This window comes from Pseudoalteromonas sp. Scap06 (genome assembly GCF_013394165.1).
Lineage (GTDB): Bacteria > Pseudomonadota > Gammaproteobacteria > Enterobacterales > Alteromonadaceae > Pseudoalteromonas.
In genome coordinates, this window is the sequence record NZ_CP041330.1 from 2141832 (window position 1) to 2165044 (window position 23213).

At 40.2% G+C, this 23213-nt stretch carries 20 protein-coding genes; 4 read left to right on the forward strand and 16 right to left on the reverse strand.

Annotation, left to right across the window (positions count from 1 at the left end):
* Positions 1 to 11: 11 nt before the first annotated feature.
* From zipA to FLM47_RS09910, 3 genes are all read right to left on the reverse strand, one after another.
* A complete protein-coding gene (gene zipA / locus FLM47_RS09900) occupies positions 12 to 758 on the reverse strand; it encodes a cell division protein ZipA (protein ID WP_054202488.1) in 747 nt (248 codons plus the stop codon).
* A 73-nt stretch (positions 759 to 831) separates the two neighbouring features.
* Positions 832 to 4233 carry a chromosome segregation SMC family protein gene (locus tag FLM47_RS09905; RefSeq protein WP_178956288.1) on the reverse strand — a complete coding sequence of 1134 codons (3402 nt, stop codon included), beginning with the start codon at positions 4231 to 4233 and terminating at the stop codon, positions 832 to 834.
* A gap of 68 nt (positions 4234 to 4301) precedes the next feature.
* A complete protein-coding gene (locus FLM47_RS09910) occupies positions 4302 to 5033 on the reverse strand; it encodes an RNA methyltransferase (RefSeq protein WP_055013314.1) in 732 nt (243 codons plus the stop codon).
* Between the two features lie 174 nt (positions 5034 to 5207).
* Here FLM47_RS09910 and FLM47_RS09915 point away from each other — a divergent pair, with 174 nt between their 5' ends.
* The 3 genes from FLM47_RS09915 to FLM47_RS09925 are packed head-to-tail and all read left to right on the forward strand — an operon-like array spanning position 5208 to position 7623.
* On the forward strand, positions 5208 to 6296 hold the full coding sequence (locus FLM47_RS09915) for a YjgN family protein (RefSeq protein WP_138571245.1): 1089 nt from the start codon (positions 5208 to 5210) through the stop codon (positions 6294 to 6296).
* Positions 6296 to 7336 carry a M48 family metallopeptidase gene (locus FLM47_RS09920; protein ID WP_178956289.1) on the forward strand — a complete coding sequence of 347 codons (1041 nt, stop codon included), beginning with the start codon at positions 6296 to 6298 and terminating at the stop codon, positions 7334 to 7336. Before FLM47_RS09915 ends, FLM47_RS09920 begins: the two co-directional genes overlap by 1 nt.
* Positions 7333 to 7623 (forward strand): hypothetical protein, encoded by a 291-nt coding sequence (locus FLM47_RS09925; protein ID WP_138622793.1) that lies wholly within the window; start codon positions 7333 to 7335, stop codon positions 7621 to 7623. The genes FLM47_RS09920 and FLM47_RS09925 overlap by 4 nt, the downstream gene beginning before the upstream one ends.
* A gap of 64 nt (positions 7624 to 7687) precedes the next feature.
* Here FLM47_RS09925 and speB read toward each other — a convergent pair whose 3' ends face one another.
* The 5 genes from speB to FLM47_RS09950 all read right to left on the reverse strand — a co-directional run bounded on the left by speB (position 7688) and on the right by FLM47_RS09950 (position 15527).
* The gene (gene speB / locus FLM47_RS09930) at positions 7688 to 8611 is read right to left on the reverse strand and encodes an agmatinase (RefSeq protein ID WP_010388380.1); all 924 of its coding nucleotides are present in this window, start codon (positions 8609 to 8611) and stop codon (positions 7688 to 7690) included.
* 3 nt (positions 8612 to 8614) lie between these two features.
* Entirely contained in the window at positions 8615 to 10528 is a 1914-nt protein-coding gene (speA, locus tag FLM47_RS09935; protein ID WP_178956290.1) for a biosynthetic arginine decarboxylase, read from the reverse strand.
* A 144-nt stretch (positions 10529 to 10672) separates the two neighbouring features.
* Positions 10673 to 11131, reverse strand: coding sequence for a GNAT family N-acetyltransferase (locus FLM47_RS09940; protein WP_008467955.1), 459 nt, complete (start codon positions 11129 to 11131; stop codon positions 10673 to 10675).
* A 185-nt stretch (positions 11132 to 11316) separates the two neighbouring features.
* Positions 11317 to 12876, reverse strand: coding sequence for a BCCT family transporter (locus tag FLM47_RS09945; protein ID WP_054202480.1), 1560 nt, complete (start codon positions 12874 to 12876; stop codon positions 11317 to 11319).
* A gap of 404 nt (positions 12877 to 13280) precedes the next feature.
* Positions 13281 to 15527 (reverse strand): bifunctional diguanylate cyclase/phosphodiesterase, encoded by a 2247-nt coding sequence (locus FLM47_RS09950; RefSeq protein WP_178956291.1) that lies wholly within the window; start codon positions 15525 to 15527, stop codon positions 13281 to 13283.
* Between the two features lie 315 nt (positions 15528 to 15842).
* Between FLM47_RS09950 and cysZ the strand changes: the two genes are divergently transcribed.
* The gene (gene cysZ, locus FLM47_RS09955; RefSeq protein WP_218651688.1) at positions 15843 to 16553 is read left to right on the forward strand and encodes a sulfate transporter CysZ; all 711 of its coding nucleotides are present in this window, start codon (positions 15843 to 15845) and stop codon (positions 16551 to 16553) included.
* A 45-nt stretch (positions 16554 to 16598) separates the two neighbouring features.
* Here cysZ and rlmM read toward each other — a convergent pair whose 3' ends face one another.
* The 8 genes from rlmM to FLM47_RS09995 form a co-directional block, all read right to left on the reverse strand.
* The gene (gene rlmM / locus FLM47_RS09960; RefSeq protein WP_138608934.1) at positions 16599 to 17684 is read right to left on the reverse strand and encodes a 23S rRNA (cytidine(2498)-2'-O)-methyltransferase RlmM; all 1086 of its coding nucleotides are present in this window, start codon (positions 17682 to 17684) and stop codon (positions 16599 to 16601) included.
* Between the two features lie 17 nt (positions 17685 to 17701).
* Entirely contained in the window at positions 17702 to 18070 is a 369-nt protein-coding gene (locus FLM47_RS09965) for a DUF423 domain-containing protein (RefSeq protein WP_010388367.1), read from the reverse strand.
* Positions 18063 to 18719, reverse strand: coding sequence for an alpha/beta family hydrolase (locus FLM47_RS09970; protein WP_075169567.1), 657 nt, complete (start codon positions 18717 to 18719; stop codon positions 18063 to 18065). The genes FLM47_RS09965 and FLM47_RS09970 overlap by 8 nt, the downstream gene beginning before the upstream one ends.
* Positions 18719 to 19615, reverse strand: coding sequence for a transcriptional regulator GcvA (locus FLM47_RS09975; RefSeq protein ID WP_008115185.1), 897 nt, complete (start codon positions 19613 to 19615; stop codon positions 18719 to 18721). Before FLM47_RS09975 ends, FLM47_RS09970 begins: the two co-directional genes overlap by 1 nt.
* Before the next feature lie 121 nt (positions 19616 to 19736).
* Complete coding sequence (kdsA, locus tag FLM47_RS09980; RefSeq protein ID WP_054202475.1) at positions 19737 to 20591, reverse strand: 3-deoxy-8-phosphooctulonate synthase; 855 nt, start codon at positions 20589 to 20591, stop codon at positions 19737 to 19739.
* A gap of 9 nt (positions 20592 to 20600) precedes the next feature.
* Complete coding sequence (locus tag FLM47_RS09985) at positions 20601 to 21854, reverse strand: DUF819 domain-containing protein (protein ID WP_178956293.1); 1254 nt, start codon at positions 21852 to 21854, stop codon at positions 20601 to 20603.
* 20 nt (positions 21855 to 21874) lie between these two features.
* Positions 21875 to 22702 (reverse strand): tetratricopeptide repeat protein, encoded by an 828-nt coding sequence (locus FLM47_RS09990; protein ID WP_178956294.1) that lies wholly within the window; start codon positions 22700 to 22702, stop codon positions 21875 to 21877.
* 129 nt (positions 22703 to 22831) lie between these two features.
* Positions 22832 to 23206, reverse strand: a complete 375-nt coding sequence (locus FLM47_RS09995; protein WP_054202473.1) for a SirB2 family protein — start codon at positions 23204 to 23206, stop codon at positions 22832 to 22834.
* Between the last annotated feature and the right edge of the window lie 7 nt (positions 23207 to 23213).

Sequence of the window (23213 nt, forward strand, 5' to 3'; positions counted from 1 at the left end):
TTATGCGTATATTACGCAGAAAATGCGCGAACCTGCTCAACATATTGACGAATACGCTCTACCGTCATTTCGTTTCGCTCAGCATCCAAGATTTCAGCTCCAAATTCATCTGCTAGCTTCTTAGCGGCGCTGTGCAGCATATTAAACGCAGCAAGGCCATCGCCATCACATGGTAGAGTCATAAATAAGCTCACGCCTGCGGTACTAAACTGTTCCATATTATCAATATCGAACGTGCCAGGGTTATACATATTTACCAGTCTAAATAACACCGGCCCTTGGCCTGCAGGGTCTAGATGGCGATTAAAAAAGCCTTCTTCTGAATATTTAAAACCTAGCGTGTTAACTGCTGGCAGTAATTTACTGCCTTGCATGGTCAGTCCTTCTGGCATTTGAATATGCACAATCACAAAGTCTGAAACATCTTTAGGGGCGTCTTGTTGTGTATCAACAGCCTCTTCGGTTACCACTTCAAGGTCATCTTCAATAGCTGTATCAGCTGGGCTAACATCTATTTGTGGCTCATCAGCACTGAAGTTTAACTCACTCATTTGTGGCTCTTCTCGTTGCGCTAACGTTGGCTCTTGTGGCTCAGTATGCACAGATGAAGGCTGCTGTTCTTGAACAGGTTCAACTCGCTCGCTTGCAGGGAGTTCAGCATTCTCTTTTTTTCTTACTGACCACAAACCGTGTATTAATAAGCCACCAATGACAAACACACTGATCACAATTAAAACCCATCTTAATTCTTCGGCCATCCCCTCACCTTTTATTATTAATATGCCTAACTGCCATCATTTTACCCAAAACAACTAGCAAATGACTATAAAATTATGCATGTGCAAGTTGCACCGCTTGTTCAATATCTACAGCAACCATGCGCGACACGCCTGGCTCTGCCATGGTTACACCCGTTAATCTACCCGCCATTTCCATTGCAATTTTATTATGGCTTATATAAATAAACTGCACAGATTGTGACATTTCTTCAACCAATCGGCAAAAACGGACCACATTGGCATCATCTAATGGGGCATCTACCTCGTCCAGCATACAGAATGGAGCTGGATTGAGCCTGAATATAGAAAACACCAATGATAATGCGCTCAGCGCTTTTTCTCCACCACTTAACAAATGAATTGTCGAATTTTTTTTACCCGGAGGTCTTGCCATTATACTAACACCACTTTCGAGTAAATCGTCACTGGTTAATTCTAAGTAAGCACTGCCGCCGCCAAATACTTTTGGAAAAAGCTGGCCAAAATCGTGATTCACTTGATCAAAGGTAGACTTAAAGCGCGTTTTAGTTTCACGATCTATTTTATGAATAGCGCCTTCTAAAGCTGTCAATGCCTGGGTTAAATCATCCAGCTGATTATTTAAATAATCACTTCTTTGCTTAGCTTGTTCAAATTCATCAATGGCTGCAAGGTTAACGGCTCCTAATTGCTCTAGCTGATTACTGACTCCAGCAAGTTGATTTTGCGCTGCGTTTAATGACAACTCTGCAGGAAGCTCTGCTAAAACCTGTTTTAAATTTTGATTAAGCTCGCTAAGTGGCTCAAGTACCGCTTGCGCTTTTATTAATAGGCTTTGCTCTTCAATGCTCAGCTTCTGGTGTTGCTCTTGTAATGCCACCAGCTCAGTTTGTGACGTTTTTAAACTCGCTTGTTTGGTTTGTAATTCTTGTTTTGCTTGAGCTAACTGCTGTTGAATATCCACAAGGGTTTGTTCGCCTTGTTGGTGCTGTACTAATAATTGTTCAATAGTTAGTGCAAGCTCTTGCTCAGGAATAAGTAACGCCTCAATTTGCTCTATTAGCTCTTGCGTTCCTTCTACAGCCATTGTTAATGCTTGTTCGGCATGGTTCAACTTGGTTTGACTGAGCTGCCACTCACTACGCACTTTTTGCTCATTAAGGTCTGCCTGATGTGCTTGCGTTCTATATTGTTCAGCATTATTCAAAACTTGTTTGTAACGTTCATCACTATTTATTCGTGTGCTATCGGCTTGGTTAAGCTCTACAGCTAAGGCCTCTAACTGCTCTGCAAGCTGTTCATTTTTATCAAGCTCTTCGCCCAACAATTCGCTTAACTGCTGCTGTTGTTCTAGCAGTGGCTGACGTTGTTGTTGTAATTTCGTCACCTGTTGCTGATGTTGATCAGCTTGCGCTTTGAGCATTTCACCACGCGTTGTTGCTACAGCAAGTTGTTGTGCTAATTGATGAATAGTGTCTTTGCGCTCGTTTTGCTGCTCGGTTATTAATGCAGCCTGCGCTTGATGTTCTTCAAGTGTGGAGTGTGCGTCCGTCAATGCCTGTTGTTGTTGCTCAAGTAAGGTTTCTTGCTGTTTGAGCTTTTTGTGCATTAATAATAAGGAGTTTTCTGCATTTTTTTCGCCACTAAGATGCCAATTTCGACCATGTAACGCTCCTTGCTTGTCCATCACTGCAATATAACTGGCATCGTTAAGATGGTGAGCTTCACCCTCGGCATCATAAGCAATATGGTTTAATAACTCTGGGTAGATACCAGCGCTAATAAAGGCAGCAATACTATTGCTTGCCACAGACTGTGAGGGTATTTGCCACGTGCTATTTTCTGCTTTACCTGGTGAAATATGAATGTGCTCAAGTGATGACAGCGCCTGCTCTACTAAAAACTCATAACCAGGCTGAACAGTTAACTGCTTGAATAAAGTTAAAGTTTTATCGCTGTTTTTTTCAAGTCCAAGGGTAGTTTTTAGCCCTGCTATACCGGCTTTTAGTTCATTAACTTGCTGAGATAAATGCTGCCATTGCTGCTGAGCTTCATCAAGCTGTTGCTGCTGTATTGCCTGAGCACTTTGACCTCTACTATGAGCAGTTTGCGCGTTAGCCAGCTGCTCTGTTAGCGTTTGTCTGTGCTGCTGTTGCTGAATTAATTGCTGCTCTATCTCACTGCGTTTTAACTCATCTATTTGATCATCAAGCTGCGTTAGTTGTTGCTTAACATAACTGATTTTCTGTTCTGTATGTTTTACTGCATTTGCATGCGCTAGCTGCTGATTATTTAATTTTTGATAGTCTTCTGTTAGTGATTGCCACTGTGATGTGTCGGTATTTTTAATCTCCAACAGCCGATTAACCTCATCGGTAAGTTCTATAACCTGCTCGCTACACATTAAGTTATGCTCTACAGCCTGTTGCAAGTTGTCATCTAACTCTTGGCAAAGACTTTGTTGCTGCGTTTTGACTTCTTCACTTTGGTTTTTTTGTTGCTCTAACTTGGCTAAATTTTGTTTCAGTGAAAGCGTTTGTTGCTTAATGCTAATCTGCTGCTGTTCACTGCGAGTCAATTCGGTATGCGTAAGGTGCTGCTGTTGCTGTGCATCATCGAGTTTATCTTGTTGAGCTTGCACTTGAGCATCAAGGCTTGCCAGCACATCATCATGGCCTGAATGCGCCGTTTTAAAGAAGCTGATTTGGTCATCCAGCTTTTTTATTTGCGCACTTTTATCGAGCTGTTGTTGATGCAGTTTTTGCCATTTTAATACCGCTATTTGCCCCTTTAAGGTGCGCTCTTTGGATTTAAGTTCGCGATATTTTTTAGCCTCAACCGATTGTACCGCCAGTTTATCAAGCTGGTTTTGTAACTCTTGACGAACATCAAGCAGTCGCTCTAGGTTTTCTCGGGTGCTTTTTATGCGTGTTTGCGTTTCGCGGCGACGCTCTTTGTATTTAGAGACCCCTGCGGCTTCTTCTAAGAAAACACGTAGCTCTTGCGGTTTGCTCTCTATTAAACGTGAGATCATCCCTTGTTCAATAATAGCGTAGCTTCGCGGCCCAAGGCCCGTGCCTAAAAATATGTCGGTAATATCACGTTTTCGGCATTTACTGCCGTTTAAAAAGTACAATGACTGGCCATCGCGAGTCACCAAACGCTTAATAGCCACTTGGTTACGATCAGCAAAAGTATTGGGTAACTTACCCTGGGTATTATCAAATATTAATTCAACGGAGGCTTGCGAAATGGGCTTGCGGTTAGTAGAGCCATTAAAAATGACATCGGTCATGGCATCGCCACGTAAATTTTTAGCTGAGCTTTCACCAAGCACCCATCGCACCGCATCAATGACGTTTGATTTGCCACAGCCATTAGGGCCGACAACACACGTCATTTGGTCAGGAAATGGAATTTTAGTGGGCTCTACAAACGATTTAAAGCCCGCTAATTTAATAGTGCTTAAGCGCATTTTATTGTTATTACCGATTTATTATTGTTTTTTACTATAAGTAACTTAACGCATAAATAGCTAAAAAGTTAAGCTTGGCGTTTAAAATTATCTAAAATAATACCCGTGGCCATTGCTACATTAAGCGACTCTGCACCGCCAAAAGCCGGTATGGTTATTTTGTTGCTCACTAATTTTGCACACTGCTCGCGTATTCCATGTGATTCACTGCCCATAAGCAATACACCTTGGCCACTAAATTTAGTGCTATGCACACTTTGGCCATCTAAAAATGCACCATAAATAGGCATGTTTAATGTAGATAAGTATTCAGGCAATTCAACTTGGCTTACCGATACGCGAACGAACGACCCCATTGTGGCGCTAATTGTTTTTGGGTTATACGGATCGGCACTGTCAGTGCTAGCAACAATATGTTTTATACCGTACCAATCAGCCACGCGAATGATGGTACCTAAATTCCCAGGATCAGATACGCCATCTAAGGCTAATATTAAACTGTTTTCATCTGGTAATACGGTGCTTGGCATATCAATAATTGCAATAGCCGCATTATTACTTACCAAAGTACTGGCCTTTGTTAGCTGCTCTTCATCTGCTGTAATAAAATGCGTTTGAGGGTATGCGCTTTGGTTATTATCAATAAAGCTTTGCGTTGCAAATACATCGTTTACTTTTAATGGGCTATTTAATAACTCCAGTACGTTTTTTTCGCCTTGTACAAGGTATTGATTAAATTGCTTGCGATACTTTTTTTGGCCAAGCTGGCGAATAAGTTTAAGTTGGTTTTTTGAAATCATGACAGCCCCATTAAATTATCTGCACAGTATACCAGAGGTGACTTAAAGTGCAGCCCCATAAACAGTAAAAGCAATAAAAATAGCCTACTTACAATCAGCTAGCTAATTATAAAGATTGTTTTTTTTATCTAAAAAAGGTAAATTTACAAAAAACTACATGGATATATTTTTAAAATGGAACCAGTACACCCAACTTCATCTGAGTCAAATCAAACACCCCCTGCTATTTTTAGCGGTAAAGTACAATTTAGCGGCAAAGCCGGCGAATTTTTTGGCATATGGAGTGTTAATATACTACTTAGTATTATTACTCTCGGAATTTACTCTGCATGGGCAAAAGTGCGCACCTACCGTTATTTTTACGGTCATACGCGTATCGACGGCCATAGCTTTGACTATCTAGCGACCCCAATACAAATTTTAAAAGGGCGCATTTTAGCGGTCATCGCATTTTTAATTTACACCTTACTTAGCAGCCTCGCACCGGCAATAGGCCTTTTATTTGCTATTGGCTTTTTATTTTTATTGCCGTGGATCATCAACCAAGGTCTGCGTTTTAATATGCGTATGACTCGCCATCGTAATGTACGCTTTGCCTTTTCAGGTAATTACGGCGATGCATTTATTAACTTCGTTTTATTGCCTATTGCAAGTGTATTCACATTACACCTATTACTGCCGTATGTATTAAAGCGAATTGATCAATATATGCATGAAAACATCAGCTATGGAAATAAACCACTTACAGTAAATCTTCAGGGCGAACGCTATTACATCGCAGCACTTATTACCCTAGGAGTTGCAATAGGTGGCTTAGTTATTTTTGGCTTCTTTGCTGGTGCAAGTGCCTTAACTATCGATAACTTAAACACACAAAACTTTAGCCTTTCGACAATTGTAGTGCCGCTATTAATTGCTACGTTGTATGTTGCGTTTTTAACACTGGTAGGCGCTGTTTATCATTCGCTTATTCGAAATCATATTTTTAATAACAGTGAATTTACAGAAGTAGCTACCTTTGATTCGAACTTAAAAGCCATTGACTATGCCATCTTACTATTTACCAATGTATTGGCAATTATATTTACCTTAGGACTGGCCTACCCTTGGGCTAAAGTACGCAGAGCAAAGCTGTTAGCATCGGTTACTGAAGTCACTATTTATAGCGGCGCACTTTCGTTGATTGATGTTGCACAAAATGAGCAGTCATCATTTGCTGAAGAAGCGGCCAATGTGTTTGATATTGATATTTCACTCACCTAATGAGTAATTATCCTATTTTTGGCTGTTATTATTACCCTAATAGCAGCCAACATATTAAAAGCTATGCACACCTTTCCCATGAGCAAATAACACTTGTTGACTCTGAGAATACGACGTTACTTGCATCAAAAATAGACAATTGCCAACTTGATAGCCCGTTACCTGGCATGGCGTCAGAGTTAAATTTTGCTGATGGTGGGCGATTTATTCCTCAAGATTTAGAATTTAGGTGGCCATTCGCGCTTAAAGAGCATGGACTCAGTGAACGCTTAGAAAAAAATAAGATTCTTATTGTTGCATCCGTGCTGCTAATTCCCCTATTACTTTGGTTAATTTTATACCGCTTAATACCATCAGTAGCCGTTTATAGCGTTAACTTAGCACCTGCCTCGACAATTGAAACGATGGGAGAGCAAACGCTCAGTGTAATAGAAAAAGTCGCATTGGAACCTTCTCAACTTTCCACTAATAAGCAATCAGAAATACAGCAACAATGGCGTTTAATGCTTAACTCGCTCAATTTAGACAGTGCAAAGTTTAGGCTATCTTTTTATCAGTCTGATTATTTTTCAGCTAATGCGTTTGCTCTTCCAAATGGTCGGGTTGTAGTAACTGACGAACTTGTTGATCTATTAAAAAATGATCCTGATGCCCTGCGTGCTATTTTACTTCATGAAATTGGTCATGTTCAGCACCATCACAGCATTCGACTTGCGGCACAAGCTGCAGCGAGCACCGTTGTATTTGCAGTTATTTTTGGTGACTTAGAAGGTATATTAGAAGTCGTGCTTGGCTCTGGTTCATCTTTTTTACAACAAGCGTTTTCGCGAGATATGGAACAAGAAGCCGATATATATGCGATTAAAAACCTTTTAAAATTAGGCTATTCTAACCACGACTTTGCTGATGCAATTGAAGCACTGGAAAAGAATTTACAAGCGCAAGAAGGGAGCTATGATGATGCTTGGTTAAAGTATTTATCAACGCACCCAAGTTCCCAAGAGCGAATAGAATATGCGAGGCAATATAAACCACAATGACCCCTGAACTAAATTTATTGTTATTAGTTATCATTATGATAACGCTTGGCTACGGATTTATTTATCCGCGCTTTGCAGGCAGTAGCTTTAAAAAAGTATCGGTGCAAGATTTATTTGCAACGGGCATTACACTATTAATTGCATCTAGCCTTTATTACAACTCGGGCGTGCAATTTAGCTGGTTAGTATTTGAAGTTAATTGGTTTTGGTTTACTTTTTTAACTTACGTCATAATCGAAATTCCGGTGTTTTTTATTTATGCTAAAAAGCACAATATGCAGTTTTAATAGTCTTTTATTTTCATACAAAAAAAGCGCCAAATTGGCGCTTTTTAAACTGCATTAACACATATTAATATTTATGCTTAAATGCCCACAAATGCAGTAATTCACTGGCAATCGTTGCAGCGGCAATGGCGGTAAGCTCACTTTGGTCGTACGACGGGGATACTTCAACCACATCCATTCCCACCATATTAACCCCTTTCAGTGCGCGTAAGATTTTAAGCACTTTATCAGAGGTTAAACCACCACACACGGGTGTGCCCGTACCTGGTGCAAAGGCGGGGTCTAAACAATCTATATCAAAGGTTAAGTAAACCGGTAAATCACCCACTCGCTCAATAATCTGAGCTGCAATATCATTCGCATGCAGATCATTGGCTTGCATGGCATCAATCACTGCAAACTCATGCCTGCTTTGATCAAAGTCAGTACGAATGCCTAGCTGAATACTGTGATTAACATCAATTAACCCTTCCATTGGCGCATGATAAAACATGGTGCCGTGATCAAAACGCGAGCCGTTGCTATAGGTATCGGTATGCGCATCGAAGTGAACTAATGCCATTTTGCCATGAATTTTTGCATGTGCGCGCAATAGTGGTAACGTTACGAAATGATCGCCACCCAAGCCTAATAATGTTTTACCTTGGCGAAGTATTTGCTCTGCCGCCATTTCTAATTGCGCGGTAAAATATTCAGGGTCGCCTACCGGATAAGTAAAGTCGCCAGCATCCGCCACGGTTAAGCGCTCAAACAATGGAAATGTCCATGGGTATTTTGTATCTTCCCATGCTAAATGTACCGATGCTCTGCGAATAGCATCAGGCCCTAAGCGGGCACCAGGGCGCCCTGAAGTGGCCAAATCAAACGGTAAACCCAGTACCACTACATCGGCTTCAATCGCGTTAATGTTTTGTACCATAGGACGACGTAAAAACGTCATCCCATTTGAGTACAGTGAGTGGTCAACACAACCAAACAAGCTAGACATTGCTTATAACTCTTCTAAATAAGTGTAGCCATCAAGGCCGCTTTGCAACTCGTCTAAAACGCTTTGCTGTTCATCTGGTGCAATTTTTGCGCTCACTAACTGCGCATATGACTGCTGAAAACCTTCAACATCTAAATGTACATAACGCATCATATCAGCCACAGTATCACCATGATTAATTTCTGTAATGCTAGCAATACCTTGCTCATCCATATTGACAATAGCACTGTGCGTATCACCAAATAAGTTATGCATATCGCCTAAAATCTCTTGATAGGCACCTACTAAGAAAAAACCCATTAAATAAGGTTTATCTGCTGTGAACTCAGGTACTGGTAACGTACTTTCAATACCTTGACCATCAACATAGTGCTCTAAAGCGCCATCTGAATCACAGGTGATATCTAGTAACACAGCCCGCTTTTGTGGAGCTTGCGTTAAACCACTTAAAGGCAATACCGGAAACACTTGGTCAATACCCCACGCGTCAGGCAATGACTGAAACAATGAGAAATTGACAAAAAACTTGTCCGCTAAACGCGCATTCAGATCATCTATAATCGGTCGATGAAAACGGTTTTTGTTATCCATTAATTTATTAAGTTCATAACACACGCGTAAGTTTATTTGCTCTGCCCATGCACGCTGAGTTAAATCTAATAATCCCATCGCAAACTGGCTATGCGCTTCAGCTAAATCACCTTGGCTGTCGTGAAAAATCTCAATTAATGCACGGTCATCAGTAAGCACATGCAATTGTTGCCATGAAATCCACATATTTTTAAGTAATTGCGGCGCATCATCAGCTGGCGCTTCTATTTCTTCCGGTGTATACGTTTCGGTGCCAATTACATTGGAAATTAGTACCGCGTGATGCGCTGTTAATGCTCTTCCCGACTCTGAAATAATGGTAGGAAAAGGCTGTTCATACTGCTTACAAATATCACCTATGGTGTACACAATATTATTTGCGTATTCAGCTAAACTGTAGTTCATTGAGTTGTGTGATTGACTGCGTGTGCCGTCGTAATCAACCGCTAAACCGCCCCCTACATCAAGGCACTCTACGTGTGCACCCAACTTACGTAATTCACAATAAAAACGAGCAGCTTCACTTACACCTAAGCGTACATCACGAATGTTGGCCATTTGCGACCCTAAGTGAAAATGCACAAGCTGTACTAAATCAAGCTGATCAGTTTCTTTTAAACGGTTTACTACATACAGCACTTGCGAAGCAGACAACCCAAACTTCGATTTTTCACCGCCACTTGCTTGCCATTTTCCTTTGCCCTGCGATGCTAAACGCACACGAATACCAATACGCGGTTTTACATTAAGTTCTTTGGCTTGGCTAAGCACCATGTCCAGCTCAGACAATTTCTCAAGTACGATATACACTTTATGACCCAGCTTTTCGCCAATCAGCGCTAAGCGCACATATTCTTTATCTTTGTAGCCATTACACACAATCACCGCACTGGTTTTTTCAGCCAATGCTAATACGGTTAATAACTCTGGCTTGCTGCCTGCTTCTAAACCTAGCTGTTTTTTTTCTACTTGTGCTTGACTGGCAACAATTTCTTCAACGACTTCGCGCTGTTGATTTACTTTAATCGGATAAACTAATAAATAGTCTTTTGGATACCCATAGCTTTCTATTGCGGTATTAAATGCGCCACATAAGCTATGCACACGATGGTGTAATATTTGTGGAAAACGAACGAGTGCTGGCAAACTTAAGCCTTTTTCTTCAAGCTGCTTAGCAATGTCTGTTAGTGCAATGGTTTGCTGTGGGGCATCAGCCTTTGGCGCAACATACACATCACCTTGATCATTAATACCAAAAAAACCTTGGCTCCAATGACGAACGTTGTAGCTCGTACGAGCTTGTTCTAGTGATGTTGTCTCTTTCATTTATCTTTCTCTTTTATTTATGAATGCCAAACCGGCTAGTTGCCGCGCATTAAAAGAAAAATAGTGATTCATGTCCAACAAGTATTTCTACTCGTAACGAGTTAGGATTGAAATTGATAAATAAAAGCTTCAAACAAAGCAATATTAGCTGAGCGCAAGCTCCATAAATAAGCTATTCGGGTTTTCTGTGTATTCACCAAAAGGGGCACATTGCACAAACCCTAAATTCTCATAAAGATGGATTGATTGTATTTGCTTTGGTCCTGTTTCTAGTTTTATGATTGGGATTTCTTCTTCGCCTGCATAGTGCAATAAAATTTGCATAATACGCCGCGATAAGCCTTTTCCGCGATAGCTAGGTTTTACGTAAAGCCGTCTAATTTCGCCATACCAGCTACCATCAAATTGCTTTACTATCGCGCCACAGGCAACTATTCCGTCTTGATTTTTTAACCCTACAGCGTAAACGCCCGGTAGGCCAAGCTCATTAACTGTAAGCGCTTGTGAAGTTGCTACAGGATATAATGAGCTAATAAGTCGATCTATGTCAGCAAATACGTTGATCACATCCTGATCACAAGGGTCTAAGTCGACTAACTGCATGGTTTATCTCAAGGTTATGCTTAAATATATTTAAACTATACCGTATCGATAGGAATGAACAACCTACTTAGGCTAAGTTATTTTTAGTGGGTTAGTTTATTGCTAGGATAATAAATAGCTCAATAACAAGGTGAGAATATGATGTACCCAGAAAAAGAGCGCTTATTAGCGCTCTTTATCAATTATTAAAGCCCTTGTTCGTCTGCCATTTTCTTAACTATTTGTGGTGCTGTCCACAACGAAGGTAGTAACACAAACGAAACTGGCACCGCAGTGACCACAATAAACGACTGCAAGGCTGAAATTCCGCCCTCGCCTATAGAAATAAGCAACGCCGCCATCACCCCCATCATAATCCCCCAAAACACTCGAATAGACGTTTGTGGGTGATCGGTACCCGTCATTACCATAGATACCGAATACGTCATTGAATCACCTGTTGTTGCCACAAAAATAGTGGTCAGTACTAAAAATAACACCGACACAACAAATCCCATAGGTAACTGCTCAGTGATGGCTAACAATGCCGCTGGCAAATTAAGCCCAGCAAAAGGCTCTGATATAACGCCAGGATTATTTAATTCAAAAAAGATGCCTGAGCCGCCAACAATAGTAAACCAAAAACACGTGATCACAGGGGCAACCACAGAAATAAGTAAAATCATTTCACGAATAGTACGTCCACGGGATATACGTGCAACGAACATAGCCATTAATGGGCCATAACCTAAAAACCAGCCCCAAAAGAATACAGTCCACCAGTCTAGCCACGGTTTATCGGCACGAAATGTAGCCATAGGAATAAAGTTATCTAAATACAAACCAAAGGAATGAATGTAACTGTCGATAATAAACGCAGTTGGCCCCATTAGTAATATAAACAACATCAGCAACACTGCCAGTACAACATTAAAACGGCTTAGTAGCTGAATACCTTTGGTAACCCCACTTACCGCTGAAAGTGTGTAAATTCCAATTAAGCTAAATAAAATAACCACCTGCGTGGTGTAGGTATCAGGAATGGCAAACAATTTTTCTAGACCAAAACTCACTTGTAAACCTAAAAAACCAATAGGACCAACAGTGCCAGCAACCACAGCGAGTACACAACATGCATCAACAATAGTACCAAGCGCACCTTTCATTGCGCGATCGCCAAATACGGGGTAAAGCAAAGTGCGTGGTTTAAGCGGTAAGCCTTTTTCGTAATGGAGATGCATATAAACAATACCGGTCAAACTACCTAAAATAGCCCAGGCTAAAAAGCCCCAGTGCATAAAGCTTTGTGCAAGAGCATTGTAGGCGGCATCCTTTGTGCCGGTTTCACCACCAAATAACGGGGGCGGAGAAATAAAGTGTGCCATTGGCTCTGCTGCGGCCCAAAATACACCGCCACCTGCAAGCAAAGTACACATAATTATACTTATCCATTTGAAGGTAGATATTTCAGGGGTTTTTAAACCGCCGAGCACCACTGAACCGGTGCGGCCTACGGCTAAAAATATGCCAATCACAAAGGTTAATAACAGCAGAACTTGCCAAAAGGCGCCAAATATTTTGGTGGAGAAGGCAAAGGCAGAGTTTATCCAATCCGACATCAGTTTTATGTCGTACAGTGCCAGCGCGGCAAATAAAACTAATATACCGCCACTGATTAAAAAAACGGGTATATCAACCCCTTCCAGAAACTTTACTCGGGGAGAGTGTATTTCACCCGACTTTAAAGCTGCTTTCGTGGTATTCATTTATCGCTCCTAATGGTTTTTTACAGTTACCGACATAGCGACATACCATGACATAACCCTAAACCATAGTTACAACGAACAAAAAAGCAACTCAAAAGCAAGTTTTAAGTACCTGTCGTGTTTACGCTTAGATAATGTCACAACAAGTAGACTTATTGCCAATTAATGGCTAGTTTAACGCGTTAAAAACACTAAACCAATGCCACAGCAATGATTTGTGCAACTGTTACAAAATAGTAAAAAACTCATTACACTTAGCTAGCAAACAAACAAAAAGTATACATTTCTGTCTGAGCTAAAACGCAGTAAGTTAGCAAACGTTACTCCCCAATTAGAGGTTAAACAAAGCGACTTATCGATTGGGGTAACTAAACTTGTCGCCTCAGTTAGTAACAAGCACGATGTTATTGGTGCTCTTTATGCCATTTTAAGTAATTGCTGTGTGTTAATGGTTTTGCAAATAAGAACCCTTGCACTGCGTTTACACCCATAGACTTTAATACATGTAGTTGCTCAGCACTTTCGACCCCTTCGGCTACAATATTAATATCTAAACTATGACCTAAACCAATAATAGACTGAACAATGCTTTGTCCCGATGCGTTATCCAACACTTTATCAATAAAGCTTTTATCTATTTTTAGTTCGTCTATCGGTAAAACACTCAAGTGCTTTAAACACGAGTAGCCAGTACCAAAGTCATCAATTGAAAATACAAATCCCTGCGACTTTAGCTCTTTCATTTGCTTTACCGTACTCATTAAATCACCCGCTAACATGGACTCAGTGATCTCTAATTTAATTTGTGAGGGTAATACATCATACGTCTCAATCGCTTTAAACAATTCTCCTTTTAAAGTAGAAGAATTAAACTGACACTGGCTAATGTTAATAGACACATTAAACTGGGTTTTCAGTATGTTATGAGCTCGAAGTGTTTCCAGTAAAATACAAATATCGCGCAATACAATGTTTTGTAACTTTTGAATTAAGCCAAATTGCTCGGCAATCGGAATAAACGAATTAGGAGAGATTAGTCCTTTGGTTGGGTGATTCCATCGTATGAGTGCTTCTGCACCAATAATACTGCCATCAATTGATAATTGAGGCTGAAAGTAAGCACAAAATTCATCACATGCAATCGCTCTGACTATATCTGTTTCAAGCTCAGTTTGATTTTCCAGTAAGGTTTGCAATGCAGGATCGTAAAAGCTACTGCTATTTCCACCCTTCATTTTAGAGCGGTACATAGCGGTATCTGCAAATTTTAAAATATTTTCGCTAATGGCATTGGCGTTATTAATTAAACATATACCAATACTGCAGCTTACTTGAAACGCCAAATCCCCTATCTCAAACTTGTCATAAAAAACGCTTTGTACCACTTTAGCCATTAATTCTGATTCAAGACTCGCTTGCTTATGGCTATCTCCTACATTCTCAATGAGTATAATAAATTCATCACCGCCAACACGGGCAAGGGTATCTGTTGGGTTTAAAACACGCGTTAGTCGCTGTGATAGCTCAACCAGTATTTCATCACCGGCATTGTGCCCTAATGAGTCGTTTATACGTTTAAAATTATCTAAATCTAAAAATAAGAGTGCGCCCGTGTGATCAGACTGCTTAATTTGTTCAACATACATACTGAGTTTATCATTGAGCATTCTGCGGTTCGGGAGGTTTGTAAGCGGGTCAAAAAATGCTAACCGTTGCACTTCCTCTTCTGCCGCTTTACGAGTAGAGATATCTCTGGCCATCCATACTACATGTCGCTGAGAGGGATTATTAGGTTGGTAACTTTCAAGCGGGGCTGTTCGCCCTTCAAATGTAAGTTGCTTACCTTTTATATTTAGCTGATACTCAAACACTTGAACTTCATTAGTTTGAAGCGTTTTGGCAATTACCTCCATAATAGGATTAGAATCCTCGGGAGGCATAATATCTCTGACATTTCGATTAATCACATGCTCTTTGCTTAAATATAAACTTTCATTAGCAGTGCCGTAAACGTTGGTATACTCCCCTTCTTCACTCAAAATGAGGGTTAGATCGGGAAGTACTTTTGCGAAGGCTTTAAACTTTTCATTACTTTGCTGTAATTCTGCAAGTAACACTTTTGATTTTAGTGACTCTGTGTGCTTTTCTAAAGCAATACTGGTGAAATCAACAAAAAAGTCTATTAACTCTAAATCTTGAGTTGTCGGTGACTTGGCACTGTCATGATAAATTGCAAAAGTGCCTAATATGTCTGATTGTGTTGAAATAATAGGGGTTGACCAGCACGACCTTAAATCAAAACTCAATGCCAACGCTTTATAGTTTTCCCATAAGGGTGATGTTGCAATATCTGAGGCTATTACTCGCTTTTTTTCATACACTGCAGTACCGCATGAGCCAACACTGGGGCCGATATGTACGCCATTAATTGCCTCACAGTAACCCTTTGCAATATTCGGGGCCGCACTATGAAATAGCTGTTCACCTTTGAGTGTTAATATAGAGCACTTTGCAGAGGAGTCTTCAATAAGCTCCTCAATAGATAAACAAATATTTTCAAGTACTTCATCAAGTGGCGCACCCAAGGCTATTTTAGATAATATATTTTGTTGCTGAGAAAGCAGCTTTCTGAGTCTCATTATTTCAATCAAATTATATTCCTCAACAGTCACTTACGCTAAATACGCCGCTATATTCTATATAATAATTTATTATAGTCTTTTGACTATACATAATATTGAAATTAGCATCTATGGTAATTTTGTCTATTGCCGAGCATTTTATTTCATTAAGCACTTTCGAAGAATTCAAAGCAATTGCCCAAGCTAACAATTTATTATCATTCTATTTGAAATTCCATTTATTAAATACTTTGTTACTTAAAAGTACTGTTTAAAATCATCAGGCTATTTATAATAGCTAAAATATAAATAATTGGTGAGGTTAGTGTGCAAATAACACAAGGTATGGAATATTTTTTTTCCGGGTTTAAGTTAATTAGTCAAAAAGGGCTAAAACGCTTTGTGCTTATACCCCTACTTATTAATATTTTATTATTTGGTAGCTCCTTATTCTTTTTATTTGGCTGGCTTAGTGATGGCTTTAACGCTGTAAATTCAATGCTTCCAGAATGGCTTAGTTGGCTCGAATGGTTAATGTGGCCAATTGCTGTACTGGTGGTGCTGTTTAGTTACAGTATGTTATTTACCGTTATTACTAATTTTATAGCCGCCCCTTTCAATGGCTTACTAAGTGAAAAGGTTGAGCTATACTTAACTGGTCAAAAAATTAACGATGACGGATTAGCTGATTTAGTAAAAGATGTGCCGCGAATGCTGGGCCGAGAATGGACTAAGCTTTGCTACTACCTCCCACGCGCAATCGGCTTTTTTATTCTATTGTGGGTGTTACCGGTAATAGGCCAAGTGCTCTGGGTGCTTTTTACCTGCTGGATGTATGCGGTGCAATATAAAGATTATGCTTTTGATAACCACAAAATCAGCTTTACCCAAATGAAAAATGATCTAAAAAGCAAACAAGGCTTATCTTACGGGTTTGGTTTTGCAGTGATGCTGCTAACCGCTATCCCATTTATAAATTTAATTGTGATGCCTGTGGCAGTATGCGGCGCTACGCGGCTATGGGTTGAGCATTACCGTCCACAATATCGTAGTTAAAATAAAATGGGCCAGCCGGCCCATTTTTTTATACTCGCCAATAGATTAACTATATAAGCTTTGTGGTACTTTAATTACGTTTAAGTGCACCGTTATTTCTTCACGATCATGGTACAAATGCTTAGCTTGTAATTCGTAGCTAATACTAAACTTCGCCATTTCTTCTCTAATCATTTTTAGACATTCATACACACTATCAAAGCGTTTTTTCATCGGTAATTTTAGATTGAAAATAAGCTCTTTTGCATAGGCATTTACTGCCCAGTCAATCATCAAGTTAGTTACTTTCGTTGGCTTTTCTACCATATCGCAAACTAACCAAGTTATGTTTCTTTTTTCTGGACGGTATTTAAAACCATCCTCCCTAAAATGTTTTACTTGTCCTGTTTCCATTAAACTTTCATTCATTGGGCCATTATCTATCGCGCTAACAAACATACCACGGCGAACCAACTGATAAGTCCAACCACCTGGGCAAGCACCTAAATCAACGCTGCGCATCCCAGCTTGTACTCTTGACTCACGCTGCTGCTCAGGAATAAATACATTAAATGCTTCATCTAACTTAAGGGTTGAACGGCTTGGGCCATCGTTTGGCATACGTAAACGCAGAATCCCCATAAAGAAAGGTGAGTTGTTATAGCTATAAGAGTGACCCACATACGCAGTATTATTAGCTAAAAACAGCACATGCATTACTGGACGATTGGCTTTTGGTTCACGCAATACGGTGTTTTGTTTCTCGAGCGCTTTTTTAAGCGGAGTTGATATTTTTTTACAAAAAGTCAGTAACTCTTTGCCCTCGTTGGTATCGGGTGTTTCTACTCGTAGTTCAGAGCATAAAGTAAAGTCTTTTGCGGCATCTACAATAGCGCCCACTCTATCCTCTAATGGCATATTTTCTATCAGGTTACCGGCAAACCATTGGCGTGCAAATACCATATTTTTAAAATCAACTTTTTTGATTATTTCGTCGCTGTGCTGCGCTTCAAAACATTCATAAATAACATAACCGGTATTTGGTTTTGCTTTTACATACCCTGCAAACCCTTGCTCGGCGGCGTGAAACGTTATTTCAGCAGCGGCATCGCTTTCAAAACCACTACGACAGTAAATCACAACACTAGACATATTAACCCTTAAACTCTTTAAAACTTAAATCGTGCAACTTGCACTAAAATAACTATCCAACCAATAATAAAACACAGTCCACCTAGAGGTGTAATTGGGCCCAGCCACTTTAAGCCGGTTAAAGCCAGTAAATATAAGCTGCCACTAAATAACAGTGTACCCGCTATAAAAAAACCACCTGCCATGCTTAAGTTAATGCCCCACTTTATTAAGATTGCCACTGCAATCAGTGCCAGCCCATGTACCATTTGATACTCGGCGGCGGTTTTAAAAATACCAATAGCGTAATCTGATAAGCGACTTTTTAAACCATGGGCAGCAAATGCGCCCAGTATCACTGAAAGCATACAAAAAAAGCTGCCTGCGAGTAAAAATAGTTTAATCATGTTTTTCCTCTTTTACATTCTCAATGGTGCTTTTGATAAAGTTAGCCGCCTGCATTGCTGCAACATTAAGGTTTTGTTGCTCGGTTATACCACTTTTTTTACGTGGTTTTAGTGAGTGGTCACCATCAGTTAACCATATATACTGCGGCTGTTTTGGCATTGCCATTGTGGCAAGCTCTTCACGGGTGCCAAAGGTGTCTCGTTCACCTTGTAGTACTAAAAAAGGACATGGTATGTCTGCAAAGTGATCTGTTCGGAGCTTTTCTGGCTTGCCCGGTGGATGAAACGGATAACCAAACGCAAGTACACCTAAAACAGTATGCGAGGCTGAGCAAGCAAGCATAGACGCCATGCGCCCGCCCATTGATTTACCCCCTATAAATAGCGGTAAATTTGCATCAGCTTGAGTAAGTATATGCTCAAAATATGTAAGTAATTTTGGTGCTCGCTCTGGTGGGCGACGTTTATTGGTTTGTTTAGCAATTTGCATGTATTCAAAATCAAACAGCCCAACGTCAATACCATACTCACTGAGCTGTTTGGCCATGGTTTGCATAAACTCAGAATCACTGCCAGCCCCTGCACCATGCGCAAATATAAACTGTGCGATTGCAGGTTGCTGACTGCTTTTAACCCATTCAATGCTCATTAATATTCTTGCTCCTGCTCAACTAGGCTTAACATCCAATCTTTAAATGACACAATTTTACCTAATTCATTTTGCGACTCACGGATCACCAAGTAATAGGCGTTTTTACTTTCTAAACTGTGATTAAACGGGATCACTAATCGACCTGCATCAATATCTGGTTTTGCTAAAACACTATTACCAATTGCAACACCTTGGCCATGTACCGCAGCTTGCAGCACCATAGATGAATGACTAAAAATAGGCCCTTGATTAACTTGTACGTTGCGAACACCCGCGGTTTTCATCCACGTTTTCCAGTTTTTACGAGTGGTGTCATGCAACAAGGTATGGTTTGCTAAATCACTTGGTTGATTAAGCGCTCTAGGGCCACTTAACAATAATGGGCTACACAGTGGCACTAAGTATTCAGTGTGCAATTTATAAGCTTGTACGCCACTCCAATGACCGCGACCATAATAAATTGAAATATCAACATCGTCTGTTAACGAGTTTTCGTCCTGATCTTGGGCTTTAATTCGCACATCAATTTCAGGGTGTAACTCGTTAAATAAGCTCAATCGAGGAATAAGCCATTGAATCGCAAAGCTCGGGGTTAAACTCACTGTTAGCGAGCCTTTTGCACCACGGGCTAGTAGCTTTTCGGTTGCGTCAATTAGCTGAGTAAAAATCTCTTTAATATCTAAAAAGTAGCCTTGACCTTCTTCGGTTAGAAGTAACGAGCGATTTTTACGCAAAAACAACTTTAACCCTAAGTGCTCTTCGAGGGTTTTAATTTGATGACTTACCGCAGCCTGCGTCACATACAACTCTTCTGCGGCTTTAGTAAAGCTTAAATGACGGGCTGCAGCTTCAAAAGCTTTTAGCGCGTTTAATGGAGGAACTCGTCTTGACATGGCAACCAAGCTTAGAATTAGTTTTTCTTATGCGGTGAATTATATACCTATGCTGGGAAAGAGTATATTCAAGCCACAAAAAAAGCGACCTAAGTCGCTTTTTAATGAGTTAATCACTTTTTTATAAATCGCTAGCACTGGTATCAAGCGGAGCAAAGCTTTTGATTAAATCATCAACCGCTTTCATTTGCGATAAGTACCCTTCTAATTTACTCAGTGCTAATGCACAAGGGCCATCACATTTTGCTTCATTTGGATTTGGGTGTGCTTCAATAAATAAGCCTGCAATACCCAGTGCCATGCCACTACGAGCCAGTTCTGCTGCTTGAGCACGACGACCATCGGCTGAATCAGCTCGACCGCCAGGACGTTGTAGCGCATGAGTAGCGTCAAATATAACGGGCGCCATGGTTTTCATGTCATCCATGCCCAGCATATCAACCACTAGGTTGTTATAACCAAAGCTTGAACCACGTTCACACAAGGCCACATTATTATTGCCCGCTTCATTAAATTTAGTAATGATATGACGCATTTCATGTGGGGCTAAAAACTGTGGCTTTTTCACATTAATAATCGCGCCTGTTTTTGCCATTGCAACCACTAAGTCTGTTTGACGAGCCAAAAATGCCGGTAGCTGAATAACATCAACAACCTCAGCAACCGGTGCTGCTTGATGAGGTTCGTGCACATCGGTGATCAGCGGAATATTAAAGGTATTTTTAATCTCTTCAAATATCTTTAAGCCTTCTTCCATGCCTGGACCACGGTAAGAATTGATTGACGAGCGATTGGCTTTATCAAATGACGCCTTAAATACATAAGGAATATTTAATTTAGTGGTCACTTCAACATAATGCTCGGCAATACGCATCGCTAAATCACGTGATTCCAGTACGTTCATGCCACCAAATAAAACGAAAGGTTTATCATTTGCCAGTTCTATTTGATTAATATTTATAACTTGGTTGTTCATTTTAATTCCTTATGGTGCAACTGCTTGCATCATTAATCCACAAATATACGCCATATATGTACCTACACCATAGCCTAGTACCGCTAATAAAACGCCTACCGGTGCCAGTGATGGATGAAACGCAGCGGCGACAACAGGGGCCGAGGCCGCGCCACCAACATTGGCCTGTGAGCCAACAGCCATGTAAAATAATGGCGCTTTAATTAGTTTAGCAACAATCAGCATTAAGCTGGCATGAGTTAGCATCCAAATAGCACCAAGCACAAAATACATCGGTGAATCAAAAATCGCCATCACATTCATATGCAGGCCAATTGATGCTACTAAAATATATAAAAATGCTGATGCCACTTTAGACGAGCCAAAGGCTTCGATATGACGCACTTTAGTGAACGATAAACTAATGCCAATCGTGGTCGATATAACAATAAGCCAAAAGAACTTACTATTTAAGCTGTATTCTTTTGCCCATGCATAGTTATTGGCAAAGAACGGTCCTAAAATATCAGCACAAAAATGTGCTAAACCAGTAATACCAAAGGCAATAGCAATAATCATCATGTAATCATTCAGCGTTGGCATACGGGCATGCTCTGCATGGTATTTTTCAACACGCTGTTTTAAATCTTCAATCGCAGTGGTATCGGCCCCCGCTTTGGCATCAATCGCTTTATGGTTAGCCGCCATTAATAATAATACCGCCATCCATAAATTAGCCACAATTACATCAACAGTGACCATAGCAGAAAAAATATCACCGCCAACTTCAAACATTTCTTTCATAGACGCTTGGTTTGCGCCGCCGCCAATCCAGCTGCCAGCAATAGTTGTCATACCGCGCCAAACCGCATCTGGGCCATGTCCACCCACTGCTTCAGGGTAGACGGCACTCATGATTAAAATAGCTAATGGGCCACCAATCACAATACCAGCGGTTCCTGTTAAGAACATAATTAATGCTTTAGGACCTAGGTTAATAATCGCTCTTAAATCAATGCTAATGGTTAATAAAATTAAACACGCAGGTAATAAATACCGCGAGGCAACGTAATACACACTCGATTGCGAGCCATCAACAATACCAAAGGTATTTAGCAACGATGGTAAAAAATAACACAGCAATAATGCAGGCACATATTTGTAAAATGCGACCAGCCCTGGGCGCTGACTTGACGAGGTTTTAAAAATAAAGCCTAAAATAATCGCTAGTAAGCCAAGTACAACAGCATCATTGGTGATTAAGGCAGTTTGGGGATCAGCCATAACGTTTCCTATTTTTATTTTTAATGGTGGGTCTTATGATTATCTTCAAGTTCTTCGATTTGATGTTGGATGACTTCAATAGCAGGGTCGTCGGGACACTCATCAACAAAAAATTGTAAATCATCTCGTGCCATTTTAGGGCAGCCTAGCTGATTTAGTAAATAGCCTCTGTCGCGTCGCTCATAGGGATCATCCCCTAGCATTTCCATTAACAAATCAACGCAAGTTAACGCATGACCAAATTTGTTCTCACTAATAAAAGACCATTTTTGTTGCGCTAAAAATAATTTATATACTTCGTCTTCAAAAATAAGCTCAAGAGGCTCTTGCTCTTGTGCATTATCTTCGTTGGTATTTTCAGGAATGATATACCAGCTTTGTTGACCACTACTTGGCTCAACAATGTACCCTTCATCATCGCTCATTGCGACGTGAATGCCCACTTCGCCTTGAGTTATGCTTACACTAGCATCAAGTTTTGCATGCTGTAAAAAATGGCATAACAAAATAGCTAAGGTCGTGGGTGTACCACTGCGCATAGATAAGGTGTAGCTAATACTGTTTAGCTTGTACTCAGGTACTTTAAGGCTTGACGCACTAAATAACCACTGACTGTAAAAGCAATCAAGTAGTTGTTCTAAACGATCATGTGCATCGCGTGTTTGCGAACAAATAGTCTCTATTTGTTGCTCAAACTCAGTCAATATTTCAAGACTTGGTGTTAAGTCTATTTGAGGGTCCCATTTAGCTTCTGCTTTAATACAACGATATATTGCCGGTGGCAAAAAATCATCGTAGGCATCTTCTATATAAGATTCATCGTGTTCATCAAACCCGAGGGTGGTCATTCATACTACAACATTCTAGAAAACGAACACGTAGTTTACCTAATTTTAAGGTTAGATACCAATAATCAGAAATGAAATAAAGAGGCAAGCTTTACACCATAGGTGTAAAGCTTAAGCAAATATTGTTAATTACAACAATAGCGGGGCTTTAGCAGTTGCTAAAAAGCCAATAGCTAAGATAACCGCAGTGTTAAACACTAAAAACATAACTTTAGGTAATGTTGTGGTTTGCTTGGCACTAATAATCCCAACGGCGATATAAATAACCACCAGCACAATTTTTTCTAATAGCCAAAGTTGCTCTAGTGGGTTTATTTTAGCCATGGCCATTAAAGTAATAGCCGAAATAATTAGTAAGGTATCTATACTGTGGCTACCAATGAAAACCACTTTATTTTTAGCAAGGCTGCCACTGCCCATGCGAGAAAAAGAACGTACATAAAATAAAATAATACTCACTAGCGCAATCGCCATGTGCGTATGTTTTAATGCTAAATAATCCATGTTTATT

Excerpts from the sequence above, each read along its gene's own strand:
- zipA (WP_054202488.1), bottom strand. The coding sequence starts at position 758 with ATGGCCGAAGAATTAAGATGGGTTTTAATTGTGATCAGTGTGTTTGTC.
- FLM47_RS09905 (WP_178956288.1), bottom strand. The coding sequence starts at position 4,233 with ATGCGCTTAAGCACTATTAAATTAGCGGGCTTTAAATCGTTTGTAGAG.
- FLM47_RS09910 (WP_055013314.1), bottom strand. The coding sequence starts at position 5,033 with ATGATTTCAAAAAACCAACTTAAACTTATTCGCCAGCTTGGCCAAAAA.
- FLM47_RS09915 (WP_138571245.1), top strand. The coding sequence starts at position 5,208 with ATGGAACCAGTACACCCAACTTCATCTGAGTCAAATCAAACACCCCCT.
- FLM47_RS09920 (WP_178956289.1), top strand. The coding sequence starts at position 6,296 with ATGAGTAATTATCCTATTTTTGGCTGTTATTATTACCCTAATAGCAGC.
- FLM47_RS09925 (WP_138622793.1), top strand. The coding sequence starts at position 7,333 with ATGACCCCTGAACTAAATTTATTGTTATTAGTTATCATTATGATAACG.
- speB (WP_010388380.1), bottom strand. The coding sequence starts at position 8,611 with ATGTCTAGCTTGTTTGGTTGTGTTGACCACTCACTGTACTCAAATGGG.
- speA (WP_178956290.1), bottom strand. The coding sequence starts at position 10,528 with ATGAAAGAGACAACATCACTAGAACAAGCTCGTACGAGCTACAACGTT.
- FLM47_RS09940 (WP_008467955.1), bottom strand. The coding sequence starts at position 11,131 with ATGCAGTTAGTCGACTTAGACCCTTGTGATCAGGATGTGATCAACGTA.
- FLM47_RS09945 (WP_054202480.1), bottom strand. The coding sequence starts at position 12,876 with ATGAATACCACGAAAGCAGCTTTAAAGTCGGGTGAAATACACTCTCCC.
- cysZ (WP_218651688.1), top strand. The coding sequence starts at position 15,843 with ATGGAATATTTTTTTTCCGGGTTTAAGTTAATTAGTCAAAAAGGGCTA.
- rlmM (WP_138608934.1), bottom strand. The coding sequence starts at position 17,684 with ATGTCTAGTGTTGTGATTTACTGTCGTAGTGGTTTTGAAAGCGATGCC.
- FLM47_RS09965 (WP_010388367.1), bottom strand. The coding sequence starts at position 18,070 with ATGATTAAACTATTTTTACTCGCAGGCAGCTTTTTTTGTATGCTTTCA.
- FLM47_RS09970 (WP_075169567.1), bottom strand. The coding sequence starts at position 18,719 with ATGAGCATTGAATGGGTTAAAAGCAGTCAGCAACCTGCAATCGCACAG.
- FLM47_RS09975 (WP_008115185.1), bottom strand. The coding sequence starts at position 19,615 with ATGTCAAGACGAGTTCCTCCATTAAACGCGCTAAAAGCTTTTGAAGCT.
- kdsA (WP_054202475.1), bottom strand. The coding sequence starts at position 20,591 with ATGAACAACCAAGTTATAAATATTAATCAAATAGAACTGGCAAATGAT.
- FLM47_RS09985 (WP_178956293.1), bottom strand. The coding sequence starts at position 21,854 with ATGGCTGATCCCCAAACTGCCTTAATCACCAATGATGCTGTTGTACTT.
- FLM47_RS09990 (WP_178956294.1), bottom strand. The coding sequence starts at position 22,702 with ATGACCACCCTCGGGTTTGATGAACACGATGAATCTTATATAGAAGAT.
- FLM47_RS09995 (WP_054202473.1), bottom strand. The coding sequence starts at position 23,206 with ATGGATTATTTAGCATTAAAACATACGCACATGGCGATTGCGCTAGTG.